Here is a 21,730-nt window from a genome sequence, read left to right on the forward strand (position 1 = left end):
CTACACCTTCGTAATCACCAACTCCACCCTTCTATCCAATTCCGGGCTTTTTCCTAACGGCATTGTGTTTCCATAGCCTTTAAAAGTCATTCTGGCTTTAGGTACTTTTTTCAGGATGAGATATTTGTAAACCGCTTCGGCACGGTTGTGCGACAGTTTTCGTTTTTTGGTTCCTTTGTCAATGGCTTCTTTGTGGTTGGGTGGCGTGCAACACACATGACCTTGCACTTCGATGTTAATGTTTTTGTTCTTAATTAACATACGAGCTATTTTATCGAGCTGGTTTTTGCTCTTAATCGACAATTTGCTGCTCCCTCTCTCAAAAATCATATCGGAAAGCATAATGCGATCGCCTACAATGTTTTCTTTATTAAAAGTGGAATAAACTCCGGGTAATTTAATTTCTTCTTCCGGTTGGGGTTTCATATTCAAAACGACATCCACACGGCGGTTTTTTGAACGAATTTCAGGAAGGTTTTCTTCAATATCATCATCAATCAAAATGCGTCCTTTTCCTTCGATGGTCACAATAATTTTGTTTTTGATCCCGCTTTTGGTGATTTCGGCTTTTACTTTGTTGGCTCTGTCGGTAGATAATTTTCGATTGTAATCGTCTTTTCCTACATCATCACAATACCCAAAAATTTCAATACTTTCTACTCTTGTGCTGTCTACTTTTTGAAAAAAACCAGCCAATTCGGCAACGTATTTTGATTCAACATCGGATTGGTTCGTTTCAAAATAAATGGATTGTACCATTTCTTCCTGTGCAAAAAGTCCAAATTGCATCAGAAATAATAACCCAATTGTCCACGTTTTTATCATTTTAATAGAATTTTATTGTATTCGGAAGCATTGGCTAAAATAGAAGTCGCTTTTTTTACCTCAGAATTGTTTTGAATATAATATTGATAAAGTCCCTCTTTGTATTGATACCGTTTAATCAATTCATCCAACAATAATTCTTTGATTTCGTTTTTGTTTTTGTCTAACTGAATATCCTCGCTTTTTCGCAAAGCGGTCAATAAATTTTGGTATTCCGTTTTGATGTTTTCGTCAATTTTTTCGTTTTGAGCGGCTTCTAACGTCTTTTTTAATTGTTTTTCGGTCTCGGTGTCGAACGAGAAGTTTTCTTTCTTTAAAAACGCTTTAAAATCATTAAAATCCGCATCTGTAATGGTTGGAATCGTGTTGCCCGGATTTGGATTTTTATAAAAATAAGCGGTGGCATAATTAAAGAGGGCATCATTTTTTTGAAGGGCTTCGGCAATTGCACTCAATTTTGTTTCCGCTAATTCCACATCGGGTTGAATACCTCCACCGTCATAAACAGTTCTTCCTTTTTTGGTTTTAAAGGCATTAAAGTTTTTGGCGTCGGTTTTAATCGCCTTTCCTTCGGCATCTTTTTTCGAATAATCCAATGCCTGAATGCATCTTCCGGAAGGCGTGTAATATCTGGAAATTGTCACTTTTACTTGTGTTCCATACGTTAAATCCAACGGACGTTGCACCAATCCTTTTCCGAAACTGCGACTTCCCACCACAACGGCACGATCTAAATCTTGTAAGGCACCGGAAACAATTTCACTGGCCGAAGCACTTTTTCCATCCACTAAAACCACCAGAGGAATGTCTAAATCTATCGGTTCACGGGTCGTTTTATAGGTTTGGTTATGTTTTTCAATTTTCGATTTGGTAGTCACAATGATTTCACCTTTTGGCACAAATAAATTACAAATATTCACCGCTTCGTTCAACAAACCTCCCGGATTTCCTCTTAAATCTAAAATGATACGCTCAGCACCTTTTGATTTTAAATCTAACAATGCGGCTTGCGTTTCAAACGAAGCTTTTCGGTTGAATTGCGAAAGCACAATATACCCGGTTTTCTCATCTACTTTTCCATAAAACGGAACAGCTTTTACTTCTACTTCGTCCAACACAATGGTAGCGGTTTGCGTTTTGCCTTGACGGTTGAATTTTACTTCTACTTTGGCATTTTTAGCACCTCGCATCAAGGCAGAAGCATCTTCTTTGTAATCTTTCAAATTGACATCGCCAATTTGAAAAATTTCGTCACCGGCTTTTAACCCTGCTTTGTCGGCCGGATAATCTTTGTAGGGTTCTTTGATGATGATTTTGCCTTCTTTTCTTGTAATCAAAGCACCAATTCCGGTATATTCGCCTGTGTTGTTGATTTTGAATTTCACCACATCTGCTTCATTGAAATAGTTGGTATACGGATCCAAATCGGCCAACATGCTTTTGATGGCTTTGTCCATCATTTCTCCCGGATTGGTCTCGTCAACATAGTTCATGTTCACGGTTTTAAACAAATTGGTGAAGATTTCAATTTGCTTGGCAATTTCAAAAAAATCTTCTTTGAAACTACTTCCCACCAAGATAAACCCGCTGAAAACAACCGGAAGTATATATCTTTTTTTAATTTTTAAAAGGGTATTAAACATTTTTCTTTTTCAATTTTTTTCGGATAATAAAAATAACGGCTACTAAAATAAGAATAAAAGGCCAAATGTATAGCAATCCGATAAAGAAACTCGAAATTCCGTTCCAGCCGGATTTGATAGCGTTCCACATTTTTGTGCCATAGGAAATGGTGGCATTGTCTGCATTGGCTACTTTTTTGTAAAATTCGATGGTCACGGTGCTCAACGAAACGCGGTTTTGCAAATACTTTAATTGTCCTTCTTTCGCTTCAATTTCTTCCCGTATGACCGATAATTCTTTTTCAATTTCCAAAATTTCGGATACTTTAGTGGCTTTGGTTAGTAATTGAAGATAGCGTTCTTCCAACGTTTTCTTAGCTTTCAACCGTGCTTCAATATCAATAAATTCGGCCGTAACATCTTGGGCAGAAATTTCTTTTCGGTCAAAATAGGCTACGCCTTTTCCTACATCCGCCAAAAAAGCATCAAAATTAGCGTTTGGAATGCGAACCGTAATCGTTCGATAAAGTGAATTATAGTCTTTTCCTTCCGCATCACTTTGCACGTAGGCTTTATTTTTCTTGACGGAAGCAATAATTTGCTGATAGGTAGCCTCTAAATCTTGCGTTTCATAACGAAGATTACTCTCTTTGATGATTTTTTGTTCGGTTTGGGCTTCAAAATTTCCTGAAGTGACTTTGTCGTCTATCATTGCAGGTGCGGCTTCTTCTAGCACTTCGGTTGCATATTCAGTGGTGTCTGAGCTTTTACTGCACATTAATGGAAATACCAAGAGGGAAAGGTAAGCAATAGCAAGTTTCATAAAGAATTGATTTAGAAGTAAAACGAAAATTTCTCAAAAAACGTACAACAACAATCGAACCAATTTTTACGACTAAATCTCTTTGATAAATTTTTCAAACAATTGAACCGTTTTTTCATTCATTTCGGCAAAAGTCATCGCTTCTTTGCTTTGGTAAAAAAACATCATGGCGTAAGGTTTATCGAGGTTGTCCAATAAAATACTTTTATTCAACCGATAACATTCGCGAAGCAACCGTTTGTAGTAATTGCGATCAACGGCTTTTTTGAAATATTTCTTAGAAACCGAAACCCCAAACTTAATTTTCTCCTCGTGCTCCAATTCCACCGGAGCAAAAACCAACCGCAACGGATACTTGGAAACCGATTTCCCCTCCGAAAACAGCAAATCTAGCTGCTTTTGGCTTTTGAGTTTTTCGTGTTTGGGATAAGTGAAAGACATGCGGCAAAAGTACGAAAAGGTTTTGAGTGCTGTGTATTTGTTTTGGAATGGCGGAAGTGTTTGTTTTTTTAGTATTTTGGTGGAGGATTAAAATTAGATTATTATCATTACAAATTCGTGTAGAATTAAAGAAAAAGCAAATAAAATTTAATTTATTAGCTATTTTCAATAAGATTAAAAAGGCAAGTTAAAATGAAAGAACACGGAATAAAAATTTTATATGGAATTTTAGTACTTGGATTTATAATTTCAATCTTTCATATAATTAATGGTAAAAATGGAGCTGGATTGGGAAATGTTATTGAAACTCTTACAATTACTTCAATAGTTCTATTTTTTTCAACTTTAATTTATATTTTTTATTCCTTTAAGTATAACATGAAAAAAGTAAGTGTTTGGTTTTTATTAATTTTAAGTTGTCCGTTAGCATTAAAATCATTGACTCATTTGACAAAAGAATATTCACTAGAATTCACCGAAACGACAACACCAAAAAAATTTCTTAACGAAGTAAAAGTTGACCCAAATATTTATAATCGTGATAAATTGAAAATTGAGAAATTGATTGATAGTTTAATTAAAATAAAAACTATTGAAAGGCCCGCTGAATTAGCTCTAAGATATTTTAACGGACAAAACTACAATGATACAATTGAAAGAGATTGGGCTATAGATTTACCTACAAATCTTGAATGTAAAGAAATTATTGTTGACACACTTTTTTATTCTAAACACGGAAAGGAAATCACTTCTGGTCTACTTATAACTAAAGTTTTTAATGAGTATATGAATTATCCAAAAGGCGGGATTGAATTTTCTGGAAATGGGTTTGTTTATAATAAAAATGACTTTAAACCTATTAAGTTATTAAAATATTCAGTTGGGGGCTATGAAAATTACAAACCGTGTTCAAAAAGATTAAGATATTACTATTTAAAAAAAATTGGAACCTTTGAAAACGAATATAATATGAATGATATAAGATTTATTAATCCCCTCTAGTGCGAGCGTCACACTCGTACCCACAAACAAAATCTACATTTTGTATAAAAATTTATACTTATTATGCGATGTTCGTTAATAACATATCATTGCTAAAAATGGATTGCGTGTACGAGCGTGACTTTCGCACTAGCGATAACCATTTATAAATTTCATAACCTAAGAATTGCAAACAAAAAATCCGAACATTACGTCCAGATTCTTTCTTTATTTCGTTTTAGGATAACTATTGTTCTCTTGATTCACATCGGCCATTAAGCCGCTCGGGTCAATCACCACCGATTTAATTTTTGCTTTTGCTTGTGAGAGTGTTAATTCATAGGTTGGATACGCCCAATCCCAGCCTTTTAAAACGGTTCGTTTTACTTGTGGGTACGGGTTTTCTTTTTCCCATCGCATTAACGGGTTCGGGATGTAAAAACTCTCCACTGTACCGTCTTCGTAAGCAACTAAAATATCCAACGGCATCGGCATTCTTCCGATGCGTTCTAAGGTAACTTTTCCGTTATCGTCGATGTTTTTTATACCGTAATCAATGGTGTTGGTGGTTTGTGTCCAATCGACCAAATACCAGTCCAAAACCGCTCCTGAAACGCGTTCTGCCGAGCGTTTAAAATCATTTGGTGTGGGATGCGTAAATTGATAATCGTGGTAATAGCGTTTTAAGGTTTTAAACATATTCTCCATGCCAATCACATACGCCAATTGCGTCAAGAACACCGTTCCTTTGCTGTACGAAGAAATACCGTATACCATATTTTCATCATAGCGATCAGCATGTGTAGATTGCGGTTGCTCACGACCGGTGCTCACCATGTAGAAATAGTTGTTGTAGGCACTTTGAAACGGGTTTTCGTCTTCCTTTTTGTTTTTAGGTGGCATCACTTGCGTCATCGCCATGTCGGAAATGAAAGAAGTAAATCCTTCGTCCATCCATTCGTGTTTGCTTTCGTTGGTCGCTAACACGTGCTGAAACCAAATATGAGCCAATTCATGAGCGGTTACGCCCACCAAACTGCCTAACGAACGTTTTCCGGTGATGAGTGTACACATCGCATATTCCATTCCGCCATCGCCACCTTGAATCACGGAATATTGTTTGTAGGGATATTGCCCGATTGTTTTATTGAAAAAGCTTAACAATTCAGCCGTTTTAGGTTGTAAGGCTTTCCAGTTTTCGAGGATTTCTTTATCGTTTTTGTAAAAGAAATGTAGCTCTACGCCGTTTTCACCCATGATTTTGTCGTGGATGTAATTGTTATCGGCACCCCAAGCAAAATCGTGCACTTTTGGAGCTACGAAATGCCACGTTAGGGTTTTTGTTTTTTTCGGATGTTTGACTTCTACACCTTCGTCTTGATAGCCGTGACCGATTTCGTTTTTGTTTTGCAAATAACCGGAAGCACCAATCGTATAGGTTTTATCAATCGTAATTTTTACATCAAAATTGCCCCAAACACCGTGAAATTCTCTACCAATGTATGGGTCGGCATGCCAGCCTTCAAAGTCAAATTCACAGATTTTCGGATACCATTGCGTCATCGAAAGAGCTACACCTTCTGAACTGTTTCTTCCCGAACGACGAATTTGCTCAGGTACTTGTCCGTCAAAATCCAACGTAAAAGTCGATTTTGATTTGGGAAGAATCGGATTTACTAACGTTACTTCTAAAATGGTTCCCACTACTTTTGTCGAAGCCACTTGTCCGTCTTGTTTGAAATTAGCGATTTTTAAATAGCCAATTTGGTTCGGTTTTAAAGTTGAAATTCTACTTTCTTTGACTTCTTTGTCGCCTACTTTAAAGCTTTTCACCATCCGTTTGTCCGGGTCGGTAATGGTTTGTAACCGAATATCCATTTCGCTACCCGGCTGAAACGCATTAAAATACAAATGATAAAACACTTTACGAAGGGTGTCATTTGAATTATTGGTGTATTCCAATGTTTGCGTTCCTTTGTATTGAAAGGTTTTCACATCCATAGAAAGATCCATTTTATAATCGGCTTGTTGTTGCCAATAACCGGGATTGGGGTTGTTTTGGGCAAAAACTATTCCCGAAAGGAAACCAACAGAAAGGATAAAAAGTTTTTTCATCGGTTTTTATTTTGACATTTTTTCCGCCATTAAGATGGCATTATACGCATTCACAATTTTTCCGGTTCCGGATAATTCGGTAAAGTTGACTTTGTTTGAATTATCTCCACCAATAGCAATCGTTCTGTTGATTAAAACACCGCTTTCTTTTAAGATTTGTTTTACTTGAGCTGCTTTTAAATTCGGATAATACGAACGAATCAAAGCCGCAACACCGGCCGCATTAGGCGAGGCCATGGAAGTGCCTTGTTCGTATTTGAATTCTTGATTAGGAACAGTGGCATAAATTTTTACACCGGGAGCAAAAACATCCACATCTTTTTTTCCATAGTTTGAAAAAGTGGCAACCATTTTTGTGCCGTATTCATAATTTAATGCTCCAATTTTTATGAAATTAGAAGCAATTTCTTGTTCGCCTACGCGGTCATTTGGGTAGCTTTCTACCACATCTAAATTGTCGGTGTCGTTTCCAGCTGCGTGCACAAACAACACATCTTTGCTTTCAGCATATTTAATAGCATCATGTACCCATTCTTTTTGAGGAGAATAGCCTTTTCCAAAACTGCCGTTAATTACTTTTGCTCCGTTATCAACCGCATAACGAATAGCAAGAGCGATGTCTTTGTCATATTCATCACCATTTGGCACGGCACGGATCGCCATGATTTCAACATCGGTAGCCACACCGTCGCCGCCTAAATTATTCCCACGCACTTGAGCAATAATTCCGGCTACGTGAGTGCCATGCATAGCATATTTTTTATCCGGTCCCCAAACTTGGTTGTTTCCATAATATTTAGTAGAAAAATCTTCCGGATTGTCTCCCAAAATCTTCCGACCGTCATATTCTAAATTCAAATTATAGTTCAATTGGTCATAAACGTAATCCTTGAAGTCATTGATTTCTTTTTTGAACTCTTCAACAGTTGTTGTTGACAGCACTTGTAGCATAACCAATTTATAATTACCTAAAGTAGCATCTGTTGTTAAAATGGATTTGATATCCTGAACGGTATAGTTTTCTTTTTTCAAATGGTCGGAAATGGCTTTATCTGCAGCAATAATAAAATCCAATTGCTGTTTGTTTGCTAAAATTTCTTCTTTTTTGCTGTCGTATTTCGCTTGCAATTTTTTATACGCCTCCGAACCGTCATCTCCTTTTTTTAGCAAACGAACAAACTCATAATTTTCATGAATGATATCGCCAAGAAAATTCCAACCGTGAATATCATCCACATAACCATTCTTATCATCGTCGATTCCGTTTCCGGGAATTTCTTTAGCGTTCGTCCAAACACGTCCTTTTAAATCATCATGTTCGATATCGGTTCCACTGTCAATAACGGCTACAATCACTTTTTGACCTTTTCTGTTTTTAAGAAGTTCCTCATAAGCACGATCTACACTCATGCCCGGAATCGTATCTTTAACTAAATCTAAATGACTCCAACGCATTAATTCAGCATCAGTTATTTTGCTGTTTTTTAAGGGAACCGTTTCAGATGTAATCGGTTTTAATTGTTGGTAAGAGATATTTTTTTGGGCACCACATCCGGTTAATAAAATTCCGGAAAGGGTCAGAATTGATAAAGATTTTAAATGATTCATGATGTGATTTTTGGAGTAAAATTATGATTTTTAAAAGCTAAAGTAATGAGATTAACACTATCTTAAGACATCTTCACAACGGAAAACTTCTTTTAAACGCACACCTTTTTCGGTTTTTTCAACCGTGATGATTTCGTTGTGAGCATCGTGTTCTAAAAATAAATAGTAATTATTTTCTGCTGCGGCAGTCATAAACTTCGCTTTTTCATCCAAGGTTAAAAGCGGCCGAGTATCATATCCCATCACATACGGAATAGGAATGTGTCCGGCAGTAGCCAATAAATCAGCACAAAAAACGATGGTTTTATCTTGGTATTTAATGTGAGGTAGCATTTGTTTTTCGGTATGACCGTCGGCATAAAAAATGCCGAAATTCAATTCTTCTGAAAAGCCAAAATCACCGTTGGGTCTTTTGATAAAATGTAACTGACCACTTTCTTGCATCGGAATGATGTTTTCATACAAAAAAGAAGCTTTCTCTCTTGCATTGGGTTTTGTGGCCCATTCCCAATGGTTTTCATTGGTCCAAAATTTGGCATTTTTGAAAGCGACTTCGTAACCGGTACGGTCTTTGTTCCAATTGACACTTCCACCACAATGATCAAAATGAAGGTGCGTCATAAAAACATCGGTCACATCATCCCGATGGAAGCCATATTTGGCCAACGATTTATCTAAAGAATGTTCGCCCCACAGGGAATAATAACCAAAAAATTTATCCGATTGTTTGTTGCCCATTCCGGTGTCAATTAAGGTCAGTCGATTTCCATTTTCAATCAATAAGCAACGAGCCGCAATATCGATGAGGTTGTTTTCGTCTGCGGGATTGGTTCGGTTCCAAATGGTTTTTGGCACTACGCCAAACATGGCTCCTCCGTCGAGTTTAAAATTTCCGGCTTCTATGGGGTATAGTTTCATAAATCGTATAAATTGATATAAATGTTTCGCAAATTACTAAAAACTTATCTTTTCAAAGCGGAATTATAACTATTTTCTATCAATCCATTCGTTATAAAAATGTTAGCAATGCTTTTAAAATTCTTATTTTGATGTATCTTTGCAGTTAATTTAGACAAAATCAAAATAACACATGATAAAAGTTTCAGATACAGCCAGAAAAAAAATCATCGACTTGATGTCGGAAGATGGTTTTGATGCCGCTCGTGACTATGTTCGTGTAGGGGTTAAAAGCGGAGGGTGTTCCGGTTTGTCTTATGATTTAAAATTCGACAAAGAAATCGGAGAAAACGATAAAGTATTCGAGGACAACGATATAAAAGTAGCGGTTGAGAAAAAAAGTTTTCTCTATTTAGCCGGAACGATTTTAGAATTCTCAGGCGGATTAAACGGAAAAGGATTTGTATTCAACAACCCGAATGCAAATAGAACGTGCGGATGCGGTGAAAGTTTTTCGTTGTAAATGAATCAAAAAAATCAAAAAAATCAAAACAAGTAAAATAATCTAAATAATCAAAAGCTAGCAAATTGTTATTTGTTCTTATTTAAGATTTTTTAGATTCTTTAAGTTTTTTAAATTTATAATAATGGCAAAATATAATTCTTTCGAAGAAATGGAAGTTTACCAAAAAGCATTAGAATTTGGTGTAAAAGTGTATAAACTAACATTAACAAATGAAAAAATTGCTAAAGATTATGGTTTAAAAGATCAATTACAAAGAGCTGCACTATCTATTTCTAACAATATTGCAGAAGGTTTTGAACGAGAAACCAAAAAAGAATTAATTCGATTTCTTTATATTTCAAAAGGTTCTGCCGGAGAGTGTAGAAATATGTTTAATTTTTTACAATTGTTAGAATATATAAATAATGAAAATTTTTATGAGCACAGAAATGATGTTCTTGAAATTTCAAAACAATTAGGAAATTACATTAAGTATTTGAAAAATTTAGAAAAGCAGAATAAAATAAATCAAAAAAATCAAAAGGATTGAAAACAAAAAAATTGTTGCACTGACTTTTTTTAGATTTTTTAGATTTTTTAATTTTTTAGATTAATAAATTATGGCTAAATATACAGAAGACGATTTAAAAGTTGAACTGGAAACCAAAGAATATGAATATGGTTTTTATACCGAATTAGATTCTGAAACGTTTCCCGTTGGCTTAAATGAAGATATTGTTCGGGCAATTTCACTTAAAAAAGGTGAACCCGAATGGATGACCAATTGGCGTTTGGACGCTTTTCGTTCTTGGCAAGAAATGATCGAACCGGAATGGGCTAATGTACACTACGAAAAACCAGATTTTCAGGCGATTTCGTATTATTCGGCACCCAAAAAAGCAGATCCTAACAAAACGTTGGATGATGTAGATCCTGAATTACTGGCCATGTATAAAAAACTAGGTATTTCAGTTGATGAGCAGAAAAAAATGAACAATGTGGCCATCGATATTGTGGTCGATTCGGTTTCTGTAGCCACTACATTCAAAAAAACATTGGCGGAGAAAGGCATCATTTTCATGAGTATTTCAGAAGCCATCAAAGAACATCCTGAGTTGGTAAAGAAATATATTGGAAGCGTTGTTCCTCCCAAAGATAATTTCTATGCAGCGTTGAATTCCGCTGTTTTTTCAGACGGAAGTTTCTGTTATATCCCAAAAGGTGTTCATTGTCCAATGGAATTATCTACCTATTTCCGTATCAACCAAGCCGGAACAGGTCAGTTTGAACGTACGTTAGTCATTGCCGACGAAGGTAGTTATGTTTCCTATTTAGAAGGCTGTACGGCTCCAAGTCGTGACGAAAATCAATTGCATGCCGCTGTGGTGGAATTGATTGCGTTGGACGATGCCGAAATTAAATATTCCACTGTTCAAAACTGGTTCCCTGGAAACAAAGAAGGAAAAGGTGGCGTTTATAACTTTGTGACCAAACGAGGTTTGTGTGAGAAAAATGCAAAAATATCATGGACACAAGTAGAAACCGGTTCTGCTATCACCTGGAAATATCCTTCGTGTGTTTTAAAAGGTGATAATTCGATAGGTGAATTTTACTCTATTGCTGTGACAAATAATCATCAACAAGCCGATACCGGCACTAAGATGATTCATTTAGGCAAAAACACTAAGTCCACCATTATTTCTAAAGGAATTTCGGCCGGAAAATCGCAAAACAGTTACCGTGGTTTGGTACAAATTTCATCAAGAGCCGAAAATGCTCGAAACTTTTCGCAATGTGATTCACTTTTGATGGGAAATAATTGTGGAGCTCACACCTTTCCCTATATCGAAAGTAAAAATACATCCGCCAAAATCGAACACGAAGCCACAACATCCAAAATTGGAGAAGACCAAGTGTTCTATTGTAACCAACGTGGCATTCCAACTGAAAAAGCCATTGCGTTAATAGTAAACGGTTTTAGCAAAGAAGTATTGAATAAATTACCGATGGAATTTGCAGTGGAAGCTCAGAAGTTGTTGGAGATTTCGCTAGAAGGCTCGGTAGGATAGTTTTGTTTCAAGTTTCAGGTTTCAAGTTGTTCCTGAACTTAAACAAATTAGTATTTAAACTATAAAAAATAATTTAAATGAATCGTTTCAAGAGTCATATTAAATGAACCTGAAACGTTAAACCTGAAACTAAAAATAATATGTTAAGCATAAAAAATTTACACGCAAGTGTTGAAGACAAAGAAATATTAAAAGGCATCAACCTTGAAATCAAAGCCGGAGAAGTACACGCCATCATGGGACCTAACGGTTCCGGGAAAAGTACACTTTCTGCTGTAATAGCAGGAAACGAAAATTACGAAGTAACGGAAGGTTCAGTTGAATTAGAAGGAGAAGATTTAGCAGAATTAGCTCCTGAAGAAAGAGCTCATAAAGGCGTTTTCTTATCGTTTCAATATCCGGTTGAAATACCGGGCGTTTCGGTAACGAATTTCATGAAAACGGCCATCAACGAGCACCGAAAAGCCAACGGAAAAGAAGAAATGCCGGCCAATGAAATGTTGAAATTGATTCGTGAAAAATCAGAATTATTAGAAATTGACCGCAAGTTTTTATCCCGTTCGTTAAATGAAGGTTTTTCGGGTGGTGAGAAAAAACGTAACGAGATTTTTCAAATGGCAATGTTGGAACCCAAAATTGCTATTTTAGACGAAACGGATTCAGGATTAGACATTGACGCGTTACGAATTGTGGCAAATGGCGTAAACAAATTAAAAAACGACGAAAATGCCGTTTTAGTTATTACGCATTACCAACGTTTATTAGATTATATCGTTCCTGATTTTGTACATGTGTTGATGGATGGAAAAATAGTCAAATCCGGCGGAAAAGAACTAGCACTTGAGCTAGAAGAAAGAGGTTACGATTGGATAAAAAGTGAATTAAATTAGTTTACAGTCACAGTCACAGTTTACAGTAACTGCGACTGCGACTGAAAACTGCGACTGAAAACCGAACAAATGGAACTAAAAGAAAAACTCATATCATCCTTCATGGCTTTCGAAGAAAAAGTTGATGTAACAGCACAGTTACACGACATCAGAACTTCGGCCATTAAAAATTTTGAAAACAAAGGTTTCCCCACTAAAAAAGAGGAAGCTTGGAAATATACATCGCTGAATTCGGTCTTAAAAAACGACTTTTCTGTTTTTCCAAAAAGGGAAAATGCGATTGAATTTAAAGACGTTAAGCAATTTTTTCTTCACGAAATCGACACCTATAAATTGGTTTTTGTAGATGGAAAATTCAGCTCGTTTTTATCGTCAACAACGCACGAAGGAATTGATGTTTGTTTACTTTCATCGGTATTGACCAAACCAAAATACAAGATGGTGTTGGACACCTATTTCAACCAAATTGCCAGCAAAGATGAGAGTTTAACCACTCTAAATACGGCTTTTGCCCAAGAAGGTGCTTACATCAACATTCCAAAAAGTAAAGTGGCCGACAAACCTATTGAAATCATTCATTTTTCAACAGGTGAAGAAAGTGCCTTGATGGTGCAACCTCGAAACTTGATTATTGTAGGCGAAAATGCTCACGTGCAAATTATCGAACGCCATCAGAGTTTGAATAGTAATCCGGTGTTGACCAATTCAGTGACCGAAATTTTTGCTCAAAAAAGAGCGATTGTTGATTATTATAAAATTCAAAATGACGAACAAACCGCCAATTTGATTGACAACACTTATATTTCTCAAAAACAAGAGAGTAGAGTAGCGGTGCACACCTTTTCGTTTGGTGGAAATATCACCCGAAATAACTTAAATTTCTACCATTTTGGGGAACGCATCGATTCCACCTTAAAAGGAATCACGATTATTGGCGACAAGCAACACGTGGATCATTACACGTTAGTAAATCACGCGACACCCAATTGTGAAAGCCATCAAAACTATAAAACAATATTAGGCGGAAGTTCCACAGGCGTTTTCAACGGAAAAATTTTCGTGGAAAAAGAAGCCCAAAAAACCGATGCTTTTCAGCAAAACAACAATATTTTATTGAGCGATAAAGCCACCATCAACGCGAAACCACAATTGGAAATTTTCGCTGATGATGTCAAATGTTCGCATGGTTGCACGATTGGTCAATTAGACGAAAGAGCGATGTTCTACATGCAACAACGCGGTATACCTCAAAAAGAAGCCAAAGCGTTATTGCTCTATGCTTTTTCCAATGAAGTCATCGAAAGCATCAAAATCCCGGAACTCAAGCAACGTATCATGAAGATTATTGCAACAAAATTGGGAGTGAATTTGGGGTTTGATTTATAAGATTTAACCGCAAAGTTCGCTAAGTTTTACACTAAGGACGCAAAGTTGATTTAACAATCTTTGCGTCCTTTGCCATTTTTACTTTGTGCTCTTTCCGGTTAAAAAATTATTTAATGCTAGAGATAATGTTTTTCATCATCCCATTAAAATCAAAATCCTCATCTTCCGTCAATCCAAAACGTACAATCACCATTTCTTTACTCGGAATGATGATGACTTTTTGCCCTTGGTAGCCACTGGCATAATACATATCTTTCGGTACATCCGGATACGTTCCGCCTGCGTTTAACCAAAAATGTCCACCATAACTCCCATTAGAAGTTGGTGTTGGAGTTGCTACATACTTCGCCCAACTTTTATCGAAAATCTGTTGACCATTCCAATTGCCCTCGTGCAAATACAATAAGCCAAATTTTGCCCAATCGCGAGTGGTTGCCCAACCGTAAGAGGAACCTACGTAATTCCCAGCCATATCGGGTTCAATCAACATCGAATGCATGCCGATTTTATCAATCAAAGAAGCATACCAAAAATCTAAATATTCCTGATGCGTAGTAAATTGTCTTCGCAAAATCCCTGACAATAAATTCGTTGTTCCCGAAGAATAATTCCAATGGGTGTTGGGTTCAAAAGCAGCCGGTTTTTCCAATTGCACTTTGGGCATATCTTCGGCTAAGAAAAGCATTTTGGTTACATCGCATATTTTCCCATAATCTTCCTCCCATTCCAAACCGGAATTCATTTGAATCAAATGGTGTAAGGTAATTTTGGAACGTTCATCCTTTGCCCATTCCGCTAAACCAACGGGTTTGTTAATGTCAATTTTTCCTTGTTTTTGCAAAATTCCAAAGCAGGTCGCTGTAATACTTTTGGTCATCGACCAACCTAAGAATTTGGTGTTTTTAGTAAAACCGTCTTCGTATTTTTCAGCGATAATTTTGTCTTTATAAATTACCAAAAGTGCACGAGTTCGTTTCGATTTTTCACCTTTTTTATCAAAAGCATTATCAACTGCTAAATTCAGTTTTTCGTAATTCACTTCCGGAAAAACGCTGTCTTTGGGTTCCAAATTTCCATAAGGAAAAGGTAAATCAATAGCTGTTTTATTTCGTTTCGGTACCAAATACGGTTTTGTTTCATCAAAATCATCGTTAATCAAAGTTGCTCCTAAACCTTCTCGATAAATGGCTTTCCGTGTTTTTAATCCGAAAGCAGAAGAGATGACAAATTTTCCTTGTTCATTGATTTCATTAGTGGCCAAACGAACATTGTCAATATCATTATCGCCACTTTCTATAATTTCGAGTGATCGTCCGTCAATAAAATGTCCTGAAGCCACACTTTTGGCCGAAAAACCGGAAACAATATCTAATTTCGGATAGGTGGTTACACCCACATATACGACAACCAAAAAAAGTATAACGCCTAAAAATTTGAAAAACTTTTTCATTTGAAATGTTATTTTTTGCAATGTATAAAATTATAATAAATAAAAATCGATTATGAAGTATTTCAGCTGTCACAATTCATAAAAATTCGTGAATTTGTCGCGGTTACCACTTCCTTTTTTACTACTTTTGTATTTAGAATTTTTCTAAATAAAAATGATAGATAGTCAAAAAATTAGAGCTGATTTTCCGATTCTTAATCAAACCGTAAACGGAAAACCGCTTGTCTATTTCGATAACGCCGCCACTTCGCAAAAACCGCAAGTAGTGATTGATGCCGAAGCCAACTATTATAAAGAAATTAACGCCAATATTCATCGTGGTGTGCATACGTTGAGTCAATTGGCTACCGATGCATACGAAGCTTCTCGTTATAAAATTCAACAGCACATCAATGCTAAATTCTCCCACGAAGTGCTTTTTACTTCCGGCACTACACACGGTATTAATTTGGTAGCCAATGGATTTGGGAGTTTTTTGAAACCGGGTGATGAAGTTATGGTATCGGCCTTAGAGCACCACAGTAATATTGTGCCTTGGCAAATGTTGTGCGAAAAAACAGGAGCGAAATTGGTAGTAATTCCGATGAATGAAAACGGAGAATTGATACTTTCAGAGTTCGAACGTTTACTTTCAGAAAAAACTAAAATGGTAACGGTAAACCACATTTCCAATGCCTTAGGTACCATCAATCCGATTCAATGGATGATTGAAAAAGCACACGAAGTGGGTGCTGCGGTTTTAATCGATGGAGCTCAAGCTGTGCCGCATTTAAAACCGGATGTTCAAGACTTGGATTGTGATTTTTATGTGTTTTCCGGACACAAAATTTGCGGACCAACCGGAACCGGAATTTTATACGGAAAAGAAGCTTGGTTAAACAAATTACCACCCTATCAAGGTGGCGGAGAAATGATTGCTACCGTTTCTTTTGAAAAAACTACGTATGCGGAATTGCCACACAAGTTTGAAGCGGGAACGCCAAACATTGCGGGTGGAATTGTCCTCGGTACCGCCATTGATTACCTTAATGAAATTGGTTTTGACAACATTGCCGCTTACGAACACGAGTTGCTAGAGTACGGTACAAAAAAATTACTCGAAATTGAAGGTTTAAAAATTTACGGCACTGCATCTCAAAAAACTTCCGTAATTTCGTTTAATCTTGACGGAATTCACCCGTATGATGTTGGTACGATTATTGACAAATTAGGAATAGCGGTTCGCACCGGACACCATTGTGCCCAACCAATTATGGATTTTTATCAAATTCCGGGAACACTGAGAGCTTCGTTTGCGTTTTATAACACCAAAGAAGAAATTGATGCCTTAGTAGAAGCTGTCAAAAAAGCACAAATGATGTTGAGTTAATATTAAATCAAAGCACATGAAAACAATTTTTACTATTTTTTTATCCTTTTTTCTGGCGAAAGGATGTTCAGATACTTCTGATATTGACAATGCAATAATTGAATACCAAGCTGTTTCAAGAGGATTTTACAAGGTTATTAAAATTGATGACAAAAAAGTTACAGTTCTCAATAGTCGCGACGAAAAACCATTTGAGCTTAATCTATCAAAAGAGGATTGGAAAGAGTTAGTGGAAGCCTTTCGTGAAATCAACTTAGAGAACATGAAAAACTTAAAAGCTCCAACGTCCAAACGACTTTATGACGGAGCAGCTCATGCCAATATTACGATTAATTTAGAAGGCAAAACGTATACAACGGATGGTTTTGACCATGGTTACCCTCCGGTAGAAATTGAAAATTTTATTAATAAGCTTGTCCTTTTAACGATAAAAGAATAATATGACCATTCAAGAAATTCAAAATGAAATTGTGGATGAATTTTCAATGTTTGATGATTGGATGCAACGATACGAATACATCATCGAACTTGGAAAATCATTACCTCTGATAGATGAAAAGTATAAAACGGATGACAACATTATTAAAGGGTGTCAATCAAAAGTGTGGTTGCAAGGTGAAGAAAATGACGGAAGAATTATGTTCACAGCAGACAGTGATGCTATTTTGACTAAAGGGATTATCGCTATTTTGATTCGAGCGTTTTCCAACCAAAAACCGGCTGATATTTTAGAAGCGAATACCGATTTTATTGATGAAATTGGATTGAAAGAACATCTTTCACCAACTCGAGCAAATGGTTTAGTTTCGATGATCAAACAAATAAAAATGTACGCGTTAGCTTTTGAAGCGAAGCAATAATTTTTTACCATATAAGCCATATAAGAGAATATAAGATCTATGAATTATACGAAACAAGATTTAAAAGATTTAGTTTATCAAGTAAATGGTGCGGCCATTGAAGTTCATAAAAGTCTTGGTCCTGGATTACTTGAGAGTGTTTATCACAAATGTCTTAAACATGAACTTGAATTAAGAAAAATTAATTTTCAATCGGAATTATTGATACCAATTCAATATAAAGGGATTGAGGTTAATGCTGAATTAAGGTGTGATTTTTTAATTGAAGAAAAATTAGTTGTTGAATTAAAATCAGTTACAGAAATGAAGCCGATTTTTGAAGCTCAGATTTTATCGTATATGAATTTATTAAAAATACCAATTGGCTTATTAATCAATTTTAATGTAACAAACATTTACAAAGAAGGCCAAAAAACATATATTAATAATTTATATAATCAAATTTGGGATTAACTTATATTCCCTTACACTACTTATATGGTTAAGTAAACAGTCAATTTTTTTTAAATAAACAAAATGGAAGAATACAAAGACGAAATAAACCTAGGTGAATCAGTAGTTAAAGTATTGAAAGGAATTTACGACCCTGAAATACCTGTTGATATCTATGAACTTGGATTAATCTACGATGTCATGATTAACGAAGACAATGATGTAAAAGTGTTAATGACCTTAACTTCACCCAATTGTCCCGTTGCGGAAACCCTACCAAGAGAAGTGGAAGAAAAAATCAAATCACTTGATCCGGTAAAATCATGCGAAGTAGAAATTACTTTCGACCCACCGTGGAGCAAAGATTTAATGAGCGAAGAAGCAAAATTAGAATTGGGGATGCTTTAAAGAAGTTAGCAGTTTTCAGTCTCAGTTTTCAGTAACTTGAATCTGAAAATTGCGACTGTGAACTGCGACTGAAGACTTATTATTATGAACGAAATCATCAACAAAGTAGCCAACTCATCCCTCGAAGTGTTCGATTTAGAGGATTATTATCCCTCAGGAATCAGAACACAAATTGATATTGCCCAATGGCTGGAAGAAGGGTTTTTACTGAAAGAAAAAGATTTTCGGGAAGCCTTAAAAAACCATGATTGGTCGCAATACCAAAACCATTTTATAGCCATTCATTGCTCTGCCGAGGCTATTTTGCCCGCTTGGGCTACTATTTTGGTCACGGTACATTTACAACCCTTTGCCAAAAAGGTAACCTTAGGTAAAAAGGAAGAAATTGACACTATATTGTATAATGAAATACTTAGTCAAATCGATTATTCCAATTACTCCAATAAACCGGTAATTCTAAAAGGATGTTCTAAAAAACCGGTACCGGAATCAGCTTATGTTTTTGCTATGCAAAATCTTCAAAAAGTAGCCAAAAGTGTCATGTTTGGTGAAGCTTGCTCAGCCGTTCCCTTATTCAAAAAGAAAAGTTAAAAAAAAGTGTTACTTTTGCCCTTATTTTTAACACTAAAATTATGCTTAAAAAATTACTTTTAATGGTATTATTTGTTGGGTCAACAGTAATGGCTCAAGACGGAGTTGTAAAATCTGTTGAAGAAGTGGCAAAAAAAATTGAAGACACTACTGCAACAAAAGGATGGACTAAAAAAGGAAACTTTAATTTTCTGGCCAATCAATCAACTTTTTCTAATTGGTTAGCCGGCGGACAATCAAATTTGGCTATTTCAGCCGGAATTAATTATGATTTCAATTACAAAAAAGAAGATTGGAGCTGGGATAACAAATTAATGGTTAACTATGGCGTTACTAAGATTAAAGGACAAGAAATCTTAAAATCAGATGACCGTTTTGAATTCAATTCCTTAGCCGGTAAAAAAGCAAGCGGATATTGGTATTATTCGATGTTTTTAAACTTAAAAACGCAATTAACAACTGATTTAGGAAATCCTGCACCGGGCTTTACTTTACCTAAATCAACCAGTTTCTTCTCTCCTGCATTTTTACAAGTTGGTCCCGGTATGATGTGGAGAAAAAGCGAAAATCTTAAAGTAAACATCGCACCGCTAACTTCTCGTTTTGTATTTGTGATGGACCAAGATTTAGCTGACTTAGGTGCTTTTGGAGTGGATCCGGGAGATAATATGCGTTTTGAATTTGGAGCATCGCTTTCCGCTTACTACAAAACTCAACTTTTCGAAAATGTAAGCATGGAAAATATCTTGAATTTATATACCAACTACCTCGAAGACCCACAAAATGTTGATTTAGACTATCAAGTGAATATTGTGATGAAAATCAATAAATATTTGTCAACCAATCTTGCCTTTCAAACCATTTATGACGACAATGCTTTTAGAGGGTTTCAAACCAGACAAGTTATTGGTTTAGGCGTGAATTTCGGATTTTAAAAAATAGTTCCCACAGAACCTTGTCATTCCGAGGAACGAGGAATCTCATAATCAAAAATGAATTGTGAAATTTCTCGTTTGTCGGAATTTTTTTTGGGCGAACGGTCGGGTTTTCCGTTCCAAGTTTTTTGATTTTTTTCAACAACTGCTCCTGCTGCGGGAGCTTCCGTTGGTCGCTTCCTCGCTCGGGCATTTGTACGAAAAAAATCAAAAAAGCTTTCCACTTCAACCCCTGTCGCAGTTTGTGCTATTATTTATCTTCTTCTACAGCATCCTTATAATCCGGATACAAGAATTTGTTATAAGGAAAACGAGTCACATGAATCTCACGTACGGCTTCGTATACTTTTTCTCTAAATTCCTCAAAGTTTTCTTTTTCAGTAGCCGAAATAAATAGGGCATTTTTTTCGCCAACATTGCTCATCCAAGTGGTTTTCCATTCTTCCAAAGTATAATGCTTTGAAGTTCGCTCAGTCATTAAATCGTGCTCATCAAAATAAGCGGGTTTGTAAGCATCTATTTTGTTAAAAACCATGATAGTTGGCTTATCAACACTTTTTATGTCCTGCAAAATCTGATTGACCGAAGCAATATGATCTTCAAAATCCGGGTGTGAAATATCTACAACATGAAGCAACAAATCGGCTTCGCGAACTTCATCCAACGTACTTTTAAAGGATTCAACTAATTGTGTTGGTAATTTTCGAATAAAACCAACTGTATCCGATAGCAAAAACGGTAAATTCTTAATCACTACTTTACGGACGGTAGTATCTAAGGTAGCAAACAATTTATTCTCTACAAAAACATCGCTTTTTCCAACCGCATTCATCAATGTTGATTTTCCTACGTTGGTGTAACCAACCAAAGCAACGCGAACCATCGCTCCACGATTACTGCGTTGGACCGACATTTGTTTATCAATGGTTTTGATTTTGTCTTTTAACAAAGCAATTCGATCACGCACAATTCGTCTGTCAGTCTCAATTTCTGTTTCCCCCGGACCACGCATCCCGATTCCTCCACGTTGACGTTCCAAGTGAGTCCACATTCCGGATAATCTCGGCAGCAAATACTGACATTGAGCCAGTTCTACTTGCGTTCTCGCATACGAAGTTTCGGCACGTTGAGCAAAAATATCTAAGATGAGGTTGGTTCGGTCTAATACTTTACAATCTAAAATTTTGGTAATATTTTTTTGCTGAGCCGGAGAAAGCTCGTCATCAAAAATAACGGTTGAAACTTCGTTTTCTTTAATATAAAGATGAATTTCTTCCATCTTACCCGTGCCAACAAATGTTTTTGGGTTGGGTTTTTCCAATTTTTGCCAAAAACGTTTAATTACTTCTCCCCCAGCAGTGTAGGTCAAAAACTCTAATTCGTCTAAATATTCGTTCAATTTCGATTCATCTTGCTCTTTGGTAACAATTCCAACGACAACTGTTTTCTCAAAATTTATTTTTTCTTTTTCTAACATAAACGATTAAATGTCTTGCAAAATTAAGTAATTCAAGAGCTTTTTA

General features: G+C 36.0%; 23 protein-coding genes. 13 read left to right on the top strand and 10 right to left on the bottom strand.

Annotated elements, in window-relative coordinates; all coding sequences use genetic code 11:
- The 4 genes from EQG68_RS05425 to rnpA all read right to left on the bottom strand — a co-directional run bounded on the left by EQG68_RS05425 (position 1) and on the right by rnpA (position 3,711).
- Complete coding sequence (locus tag EQG68_RS05425) at positions 1 to 825, bottom strand: OmpA family protein (protein WP_129463766.1); 825 nt, start codon at positions 823 to 825, stop codon at positions 1 to 3.
- The gene (locus EQG68_RS05430) at positions 822 to 2,468 is read right to left on the bottom strand and encodes a S41 family peptidase (protein ID WP_129463767.1); all 1,647 of its coding nucleotides are present in this window, start codon (positions 2,466 to 2,468) and stop codon (positions 822 to 824) included. The genes EQG68_RS05425 and EQG68_RS05430 overlap by 4 nt, the downstream gene beginning before the upstream one ends.
- Positions 2,461 to 3,270 carry a DUF4349 domain-containing protein gene (locus EQG68_RS05435; protein WP_129463768.1) on the bottom strand — a complete coding sequence of 270 codons (810 nt, stop codon included), beginning with the start codon at positions 3,268 to 3,270 and terminating at the stop codon, positions 2,461 to 2,463. The genes EQG68_RS05430 and EQG68_RS05435 overlap by 8 nt, the downstream gene beginning before the upstream one ends.
- A 72-nt stretch (positions 3,271 to 3,342) precedes the next feature.
- Positions 3,343 to 3,711: a ribonuclease P protein component gene (gene rnpA, locus EQG68_RS05440; RefSeq protein ID WP_129463769.1), complete on the bottom strand. Its 369-nt coding sequence runs from the start codon at positions 3,709 to 3,711 to the stop codon at positions 3,343 to 3,345.
- Between the two features lie 192 nt (positions 3,712 to 3,903).
- On the opposite strand from rnpA, the gene EQG68_RS05445 reads away from it, so the two are divergent.
- Positions 3,904 to 4,713 (top strand): hypothetical protein, encoded by an 810-nt coding sequence (locus EQG68_RS05445; protein ID WP_129463770.1) that lies wholly within the window; start codon positions 3,904 to 3,906, stop codon positions 4,711 to 4,713.
- A 207-nt stretch (positions 4,714 to 4,920) separates the two neighbouring features.
- Here the strand turns inward: EQG68_RS05445 and EQG68_RS05450 are convergent, their stop codons facing one another.
- The 3 genes from EQG68_RS05450 to EQG68_RS05460 are packed head-to-tail and all read right to left on the bottom strand — an operon-like array spanning position 4,921 to position 9,333.
- A complete protein-coding gene (locus EQG68_RS05450) occupies positions 4,921 to 6,807 on the bottom strand; it encodes a M1 family metallopeptidase (RefSeq protein ID WP_129463771.1) in 1,887 nt (628 codons plus the stop codon).
- A gap of 6 nt (positions 6,808 to 6,813) precedes the next feature.
- A complete protein-coding gene (locus EQG68_RS05455) occupies positions 6,814 to 8,415 on the bottom strand; it encodes a S8 family peptidase (protein WP_129463772.1) in 1,602 nt (533 codons plus the stop codon).
- A 57-nt stretch (positions 8,416 to 8,472) separates the two neighbouring features.
- Positions 8,473 to 9,333 (bottom strand): MBL fold metallo-hydrolase, encoded by an 861-nt coding sequence (locus EQG68_RS05460; protein WP_129463773.1) that lies wholly within the window; start codon positions 9,331 to 9,333, stop codon positions 8,473 to 8,475.
- Between the two features lie 172 nt (positions 9,334 to 9,505).
- Here EQG68_RS05460 and EQG68_RS05465 point away from each other — a divergent pair, with 172 nt between their 5' ends.
- From EQG68_RS05465 to sufD, 5 genes are all read left to right on the top strand, one after another.
- The gene (locus EQG68_RS05465) at positions 9,506 to 9,835 is read left to right on the top strand and encodes a HesB/IscA family protein (RefSeq protein WP_129463774.1); all 330 of its coding nucleotides are present in this window, start codon (positions 9,506 to 9,508) and stop codon (positions 9,833 to 9,835) included.
- A 124-nt stretch (positions 9,836 to 9,959) separates the two neighbouring features.
- A complete protein-coding gene (locus EQG68_RS05470) occupies positions 9,960 to 10,367 on the top strand; it encodes a four helix bundle protein (RefSeq protein WP_129463775.1) in 408 nt (135 codons plus the stop codon).
- A gap of 70 nt (positions 10,368 to 10,437) precedes the next feature.
- A complete protein-coding gene (gene sufB, locus EQG68_RS05475) occupies positions 10,438 to 11,886 on the top strand; it encodes a Fe-S cluster assembly protein SufB (RefSeq protein ID WP_129463776.1) in 1,449 nt (482 codons plus the stop codon).
- A gap of 140 nt (positions 11,887 to 12,026) precedes the next feature.
- On the top strand, positions 12,027 to 12,776 hold the full coding sequence (sufC, locus tag EQG68_RS05480; RefSeq protein WP_129463777.1) for a Fe-S cluster assembly ATPase SufC: 750 nt from the start codon (positions 12,027 to 12,029) through the stop codon (positions 12,774 to 12,776).
- 69 nt (positions 12,777 to 12,845) lie between these two features.
- Positions 12,846 to 14,162: a Fe-S cluster assembly protein SufD gene (gene sufD, locus EQG68_RS05485; RefSeq protein WP_129463778.1), complete on the top strand. Its 1,317-nt coding sequence runs from the start codon at positions 12,846 to 12,848 to the stop codon at positions 14,160 to 14,162.
- Between the two features lie 106 nt (positions 14,163 to 14,268).
- On the opposite strand, the gene EQG68_RS05490 is transcribed toward sufD, so the two are convergent.
- Positions 14,269 to 15,612, bottom strand: a complete 1,344-nt coding sequence (locus tag EQG68_RS05490; protein ID WP_129463779.1) for a serine hydrolase domain-containing protein — start codon at positions 15,610 to 15,612, stop codon at positions 14,269 to 14,271.
- 154 nt (positions 15,613 to 15,766) lie between these two features.
- Between EQG68_RS05490 and EQG68_RS05495 the strand changes: the two genes are divergently transcribed.
- From EQG68_RS05495 to EQG68_RS05525, 7 genes are all read left to right on the top strand, one after another.
- Positions 15,767 to 16,981: an aminotransferase class V-fold PLP-dependent enzyme gene (locus EQG68_RS05495; RefSeq protein ID WP_129463780.1), complete on the top strand. Its 1,215-nt coding sequence runs from the start codon at positions 15,767 to 15,769 to the stop codon at positions 16,979 to 16,981.
- 16 nt (positions 16,982 to 16,997) lie between these two features.
- On the top strand, positions 16,998 to 17,420 hold the full coding sequence (locus EQG68_RS05500; RefSeq protein WP_129463781.1) for a hypothetical protein: 423 nt from the start codon (positions 16,998 to 17,000) through the stop codon (positions 17,418 to 17,420).
- A gap of 1 nt (position 17,421) precedes the next feature.
- Positions 17,422 to 17,841, top strand: coding sequence for a SufE family protein (locus EQG68_RS05505; RefSeq protein WP_129463782.1), 420 nt, complete (start codon positions 17,422 to 17,424; stop codon positions 17,839 to 17,841).
- Positions 17,842 to 17,880: 39 nt separating this feature from the next.
- A complete protein-coding gene (locus EQG68_RS05510) occupies positions 17,881 to 18,294 on the top strand; it encodes a GxxExxY protein (RefSeq protein ID WP_129463783.1) in 414 nt (137 codons plus the stop codon).
- Positions 18,295 to 18,357: 63 nt separating this feature from the next.
- A complete protein-coding gene (locus EQG68_RS05515) occupies positions 18,358 to 18,681 on the top strand; it encodes an SUF system Fe-S cluster assembly protein (protein ID WP_129463784.1) in 324 nt (107 codons plus the stop codon).
- 84 nt (positions 18,682 to 18,765) lie between these two features.
- A complete protein-coding gene (locus tag EQG68_RS05520) occupies positions 18,766 to 19,272 on the top strand; it encodes a DUF2480 family protein (RefSeq protein WP_129463785.1) in 507 nt (168 codons plus the stop codon).
- A 41-nt stretch (positions 19,273 to 19,313) separates the two neighbouring features.
- A complete protein-coding gene (locus tag EQG68_RS05525) occupies positions 19,314 to 20,207 on the top strand; it encodes a DUF3078 domain-containing protein (protein WP_129463786.1) in 894 nt (297 codons plus the stop codon).
- 23 nt (positions 20,208 to 20,230) lie between these two features.
- Here EQG68_RS05525 and EQG68_RS05530 read toward each other — a convergent pair whose 3' ends face one another.
- Together EQG68_RS05530 and hflX are read right to left on the bottom strand one after the other, a co-directional pair.
- Positions 20,231 to 20,431 (bottom strand): hypothetical protein, encoded by a 201-nt coding sequence (locus tag EQG68_RS05530; protein ID WP_129463787.1) that lies wholly within the window; start codon positions 20,429 to 20,431, stop codon positions 20,231 to 20,233.
- Positions 20,432 to 20,457: 26 nt separating this feature from the next.
- A complete protein-coding gene (gene hflX, locus EQG68_RS05535) occupies positions 20,458 to 21,684 on the bottom strand; it encodes a GTPase HflX (RefSeq protein WP_129463788.1) in 1,227 nt (408 codons plus the stop codon).
- Positions 21,685 to 21,730 lie beyond the last annotated feature (46 nt).

Source organism: Flavobacterium piscinae (genome assembly GCF_004122145.1).
GTDB classification, from domain to species: Bacteria; Bacteroidota; Bacteroidia; order Flavobacteriales; family Flavobacteriaceae; genus Flavobacterium; species Flavobacterium piscinae.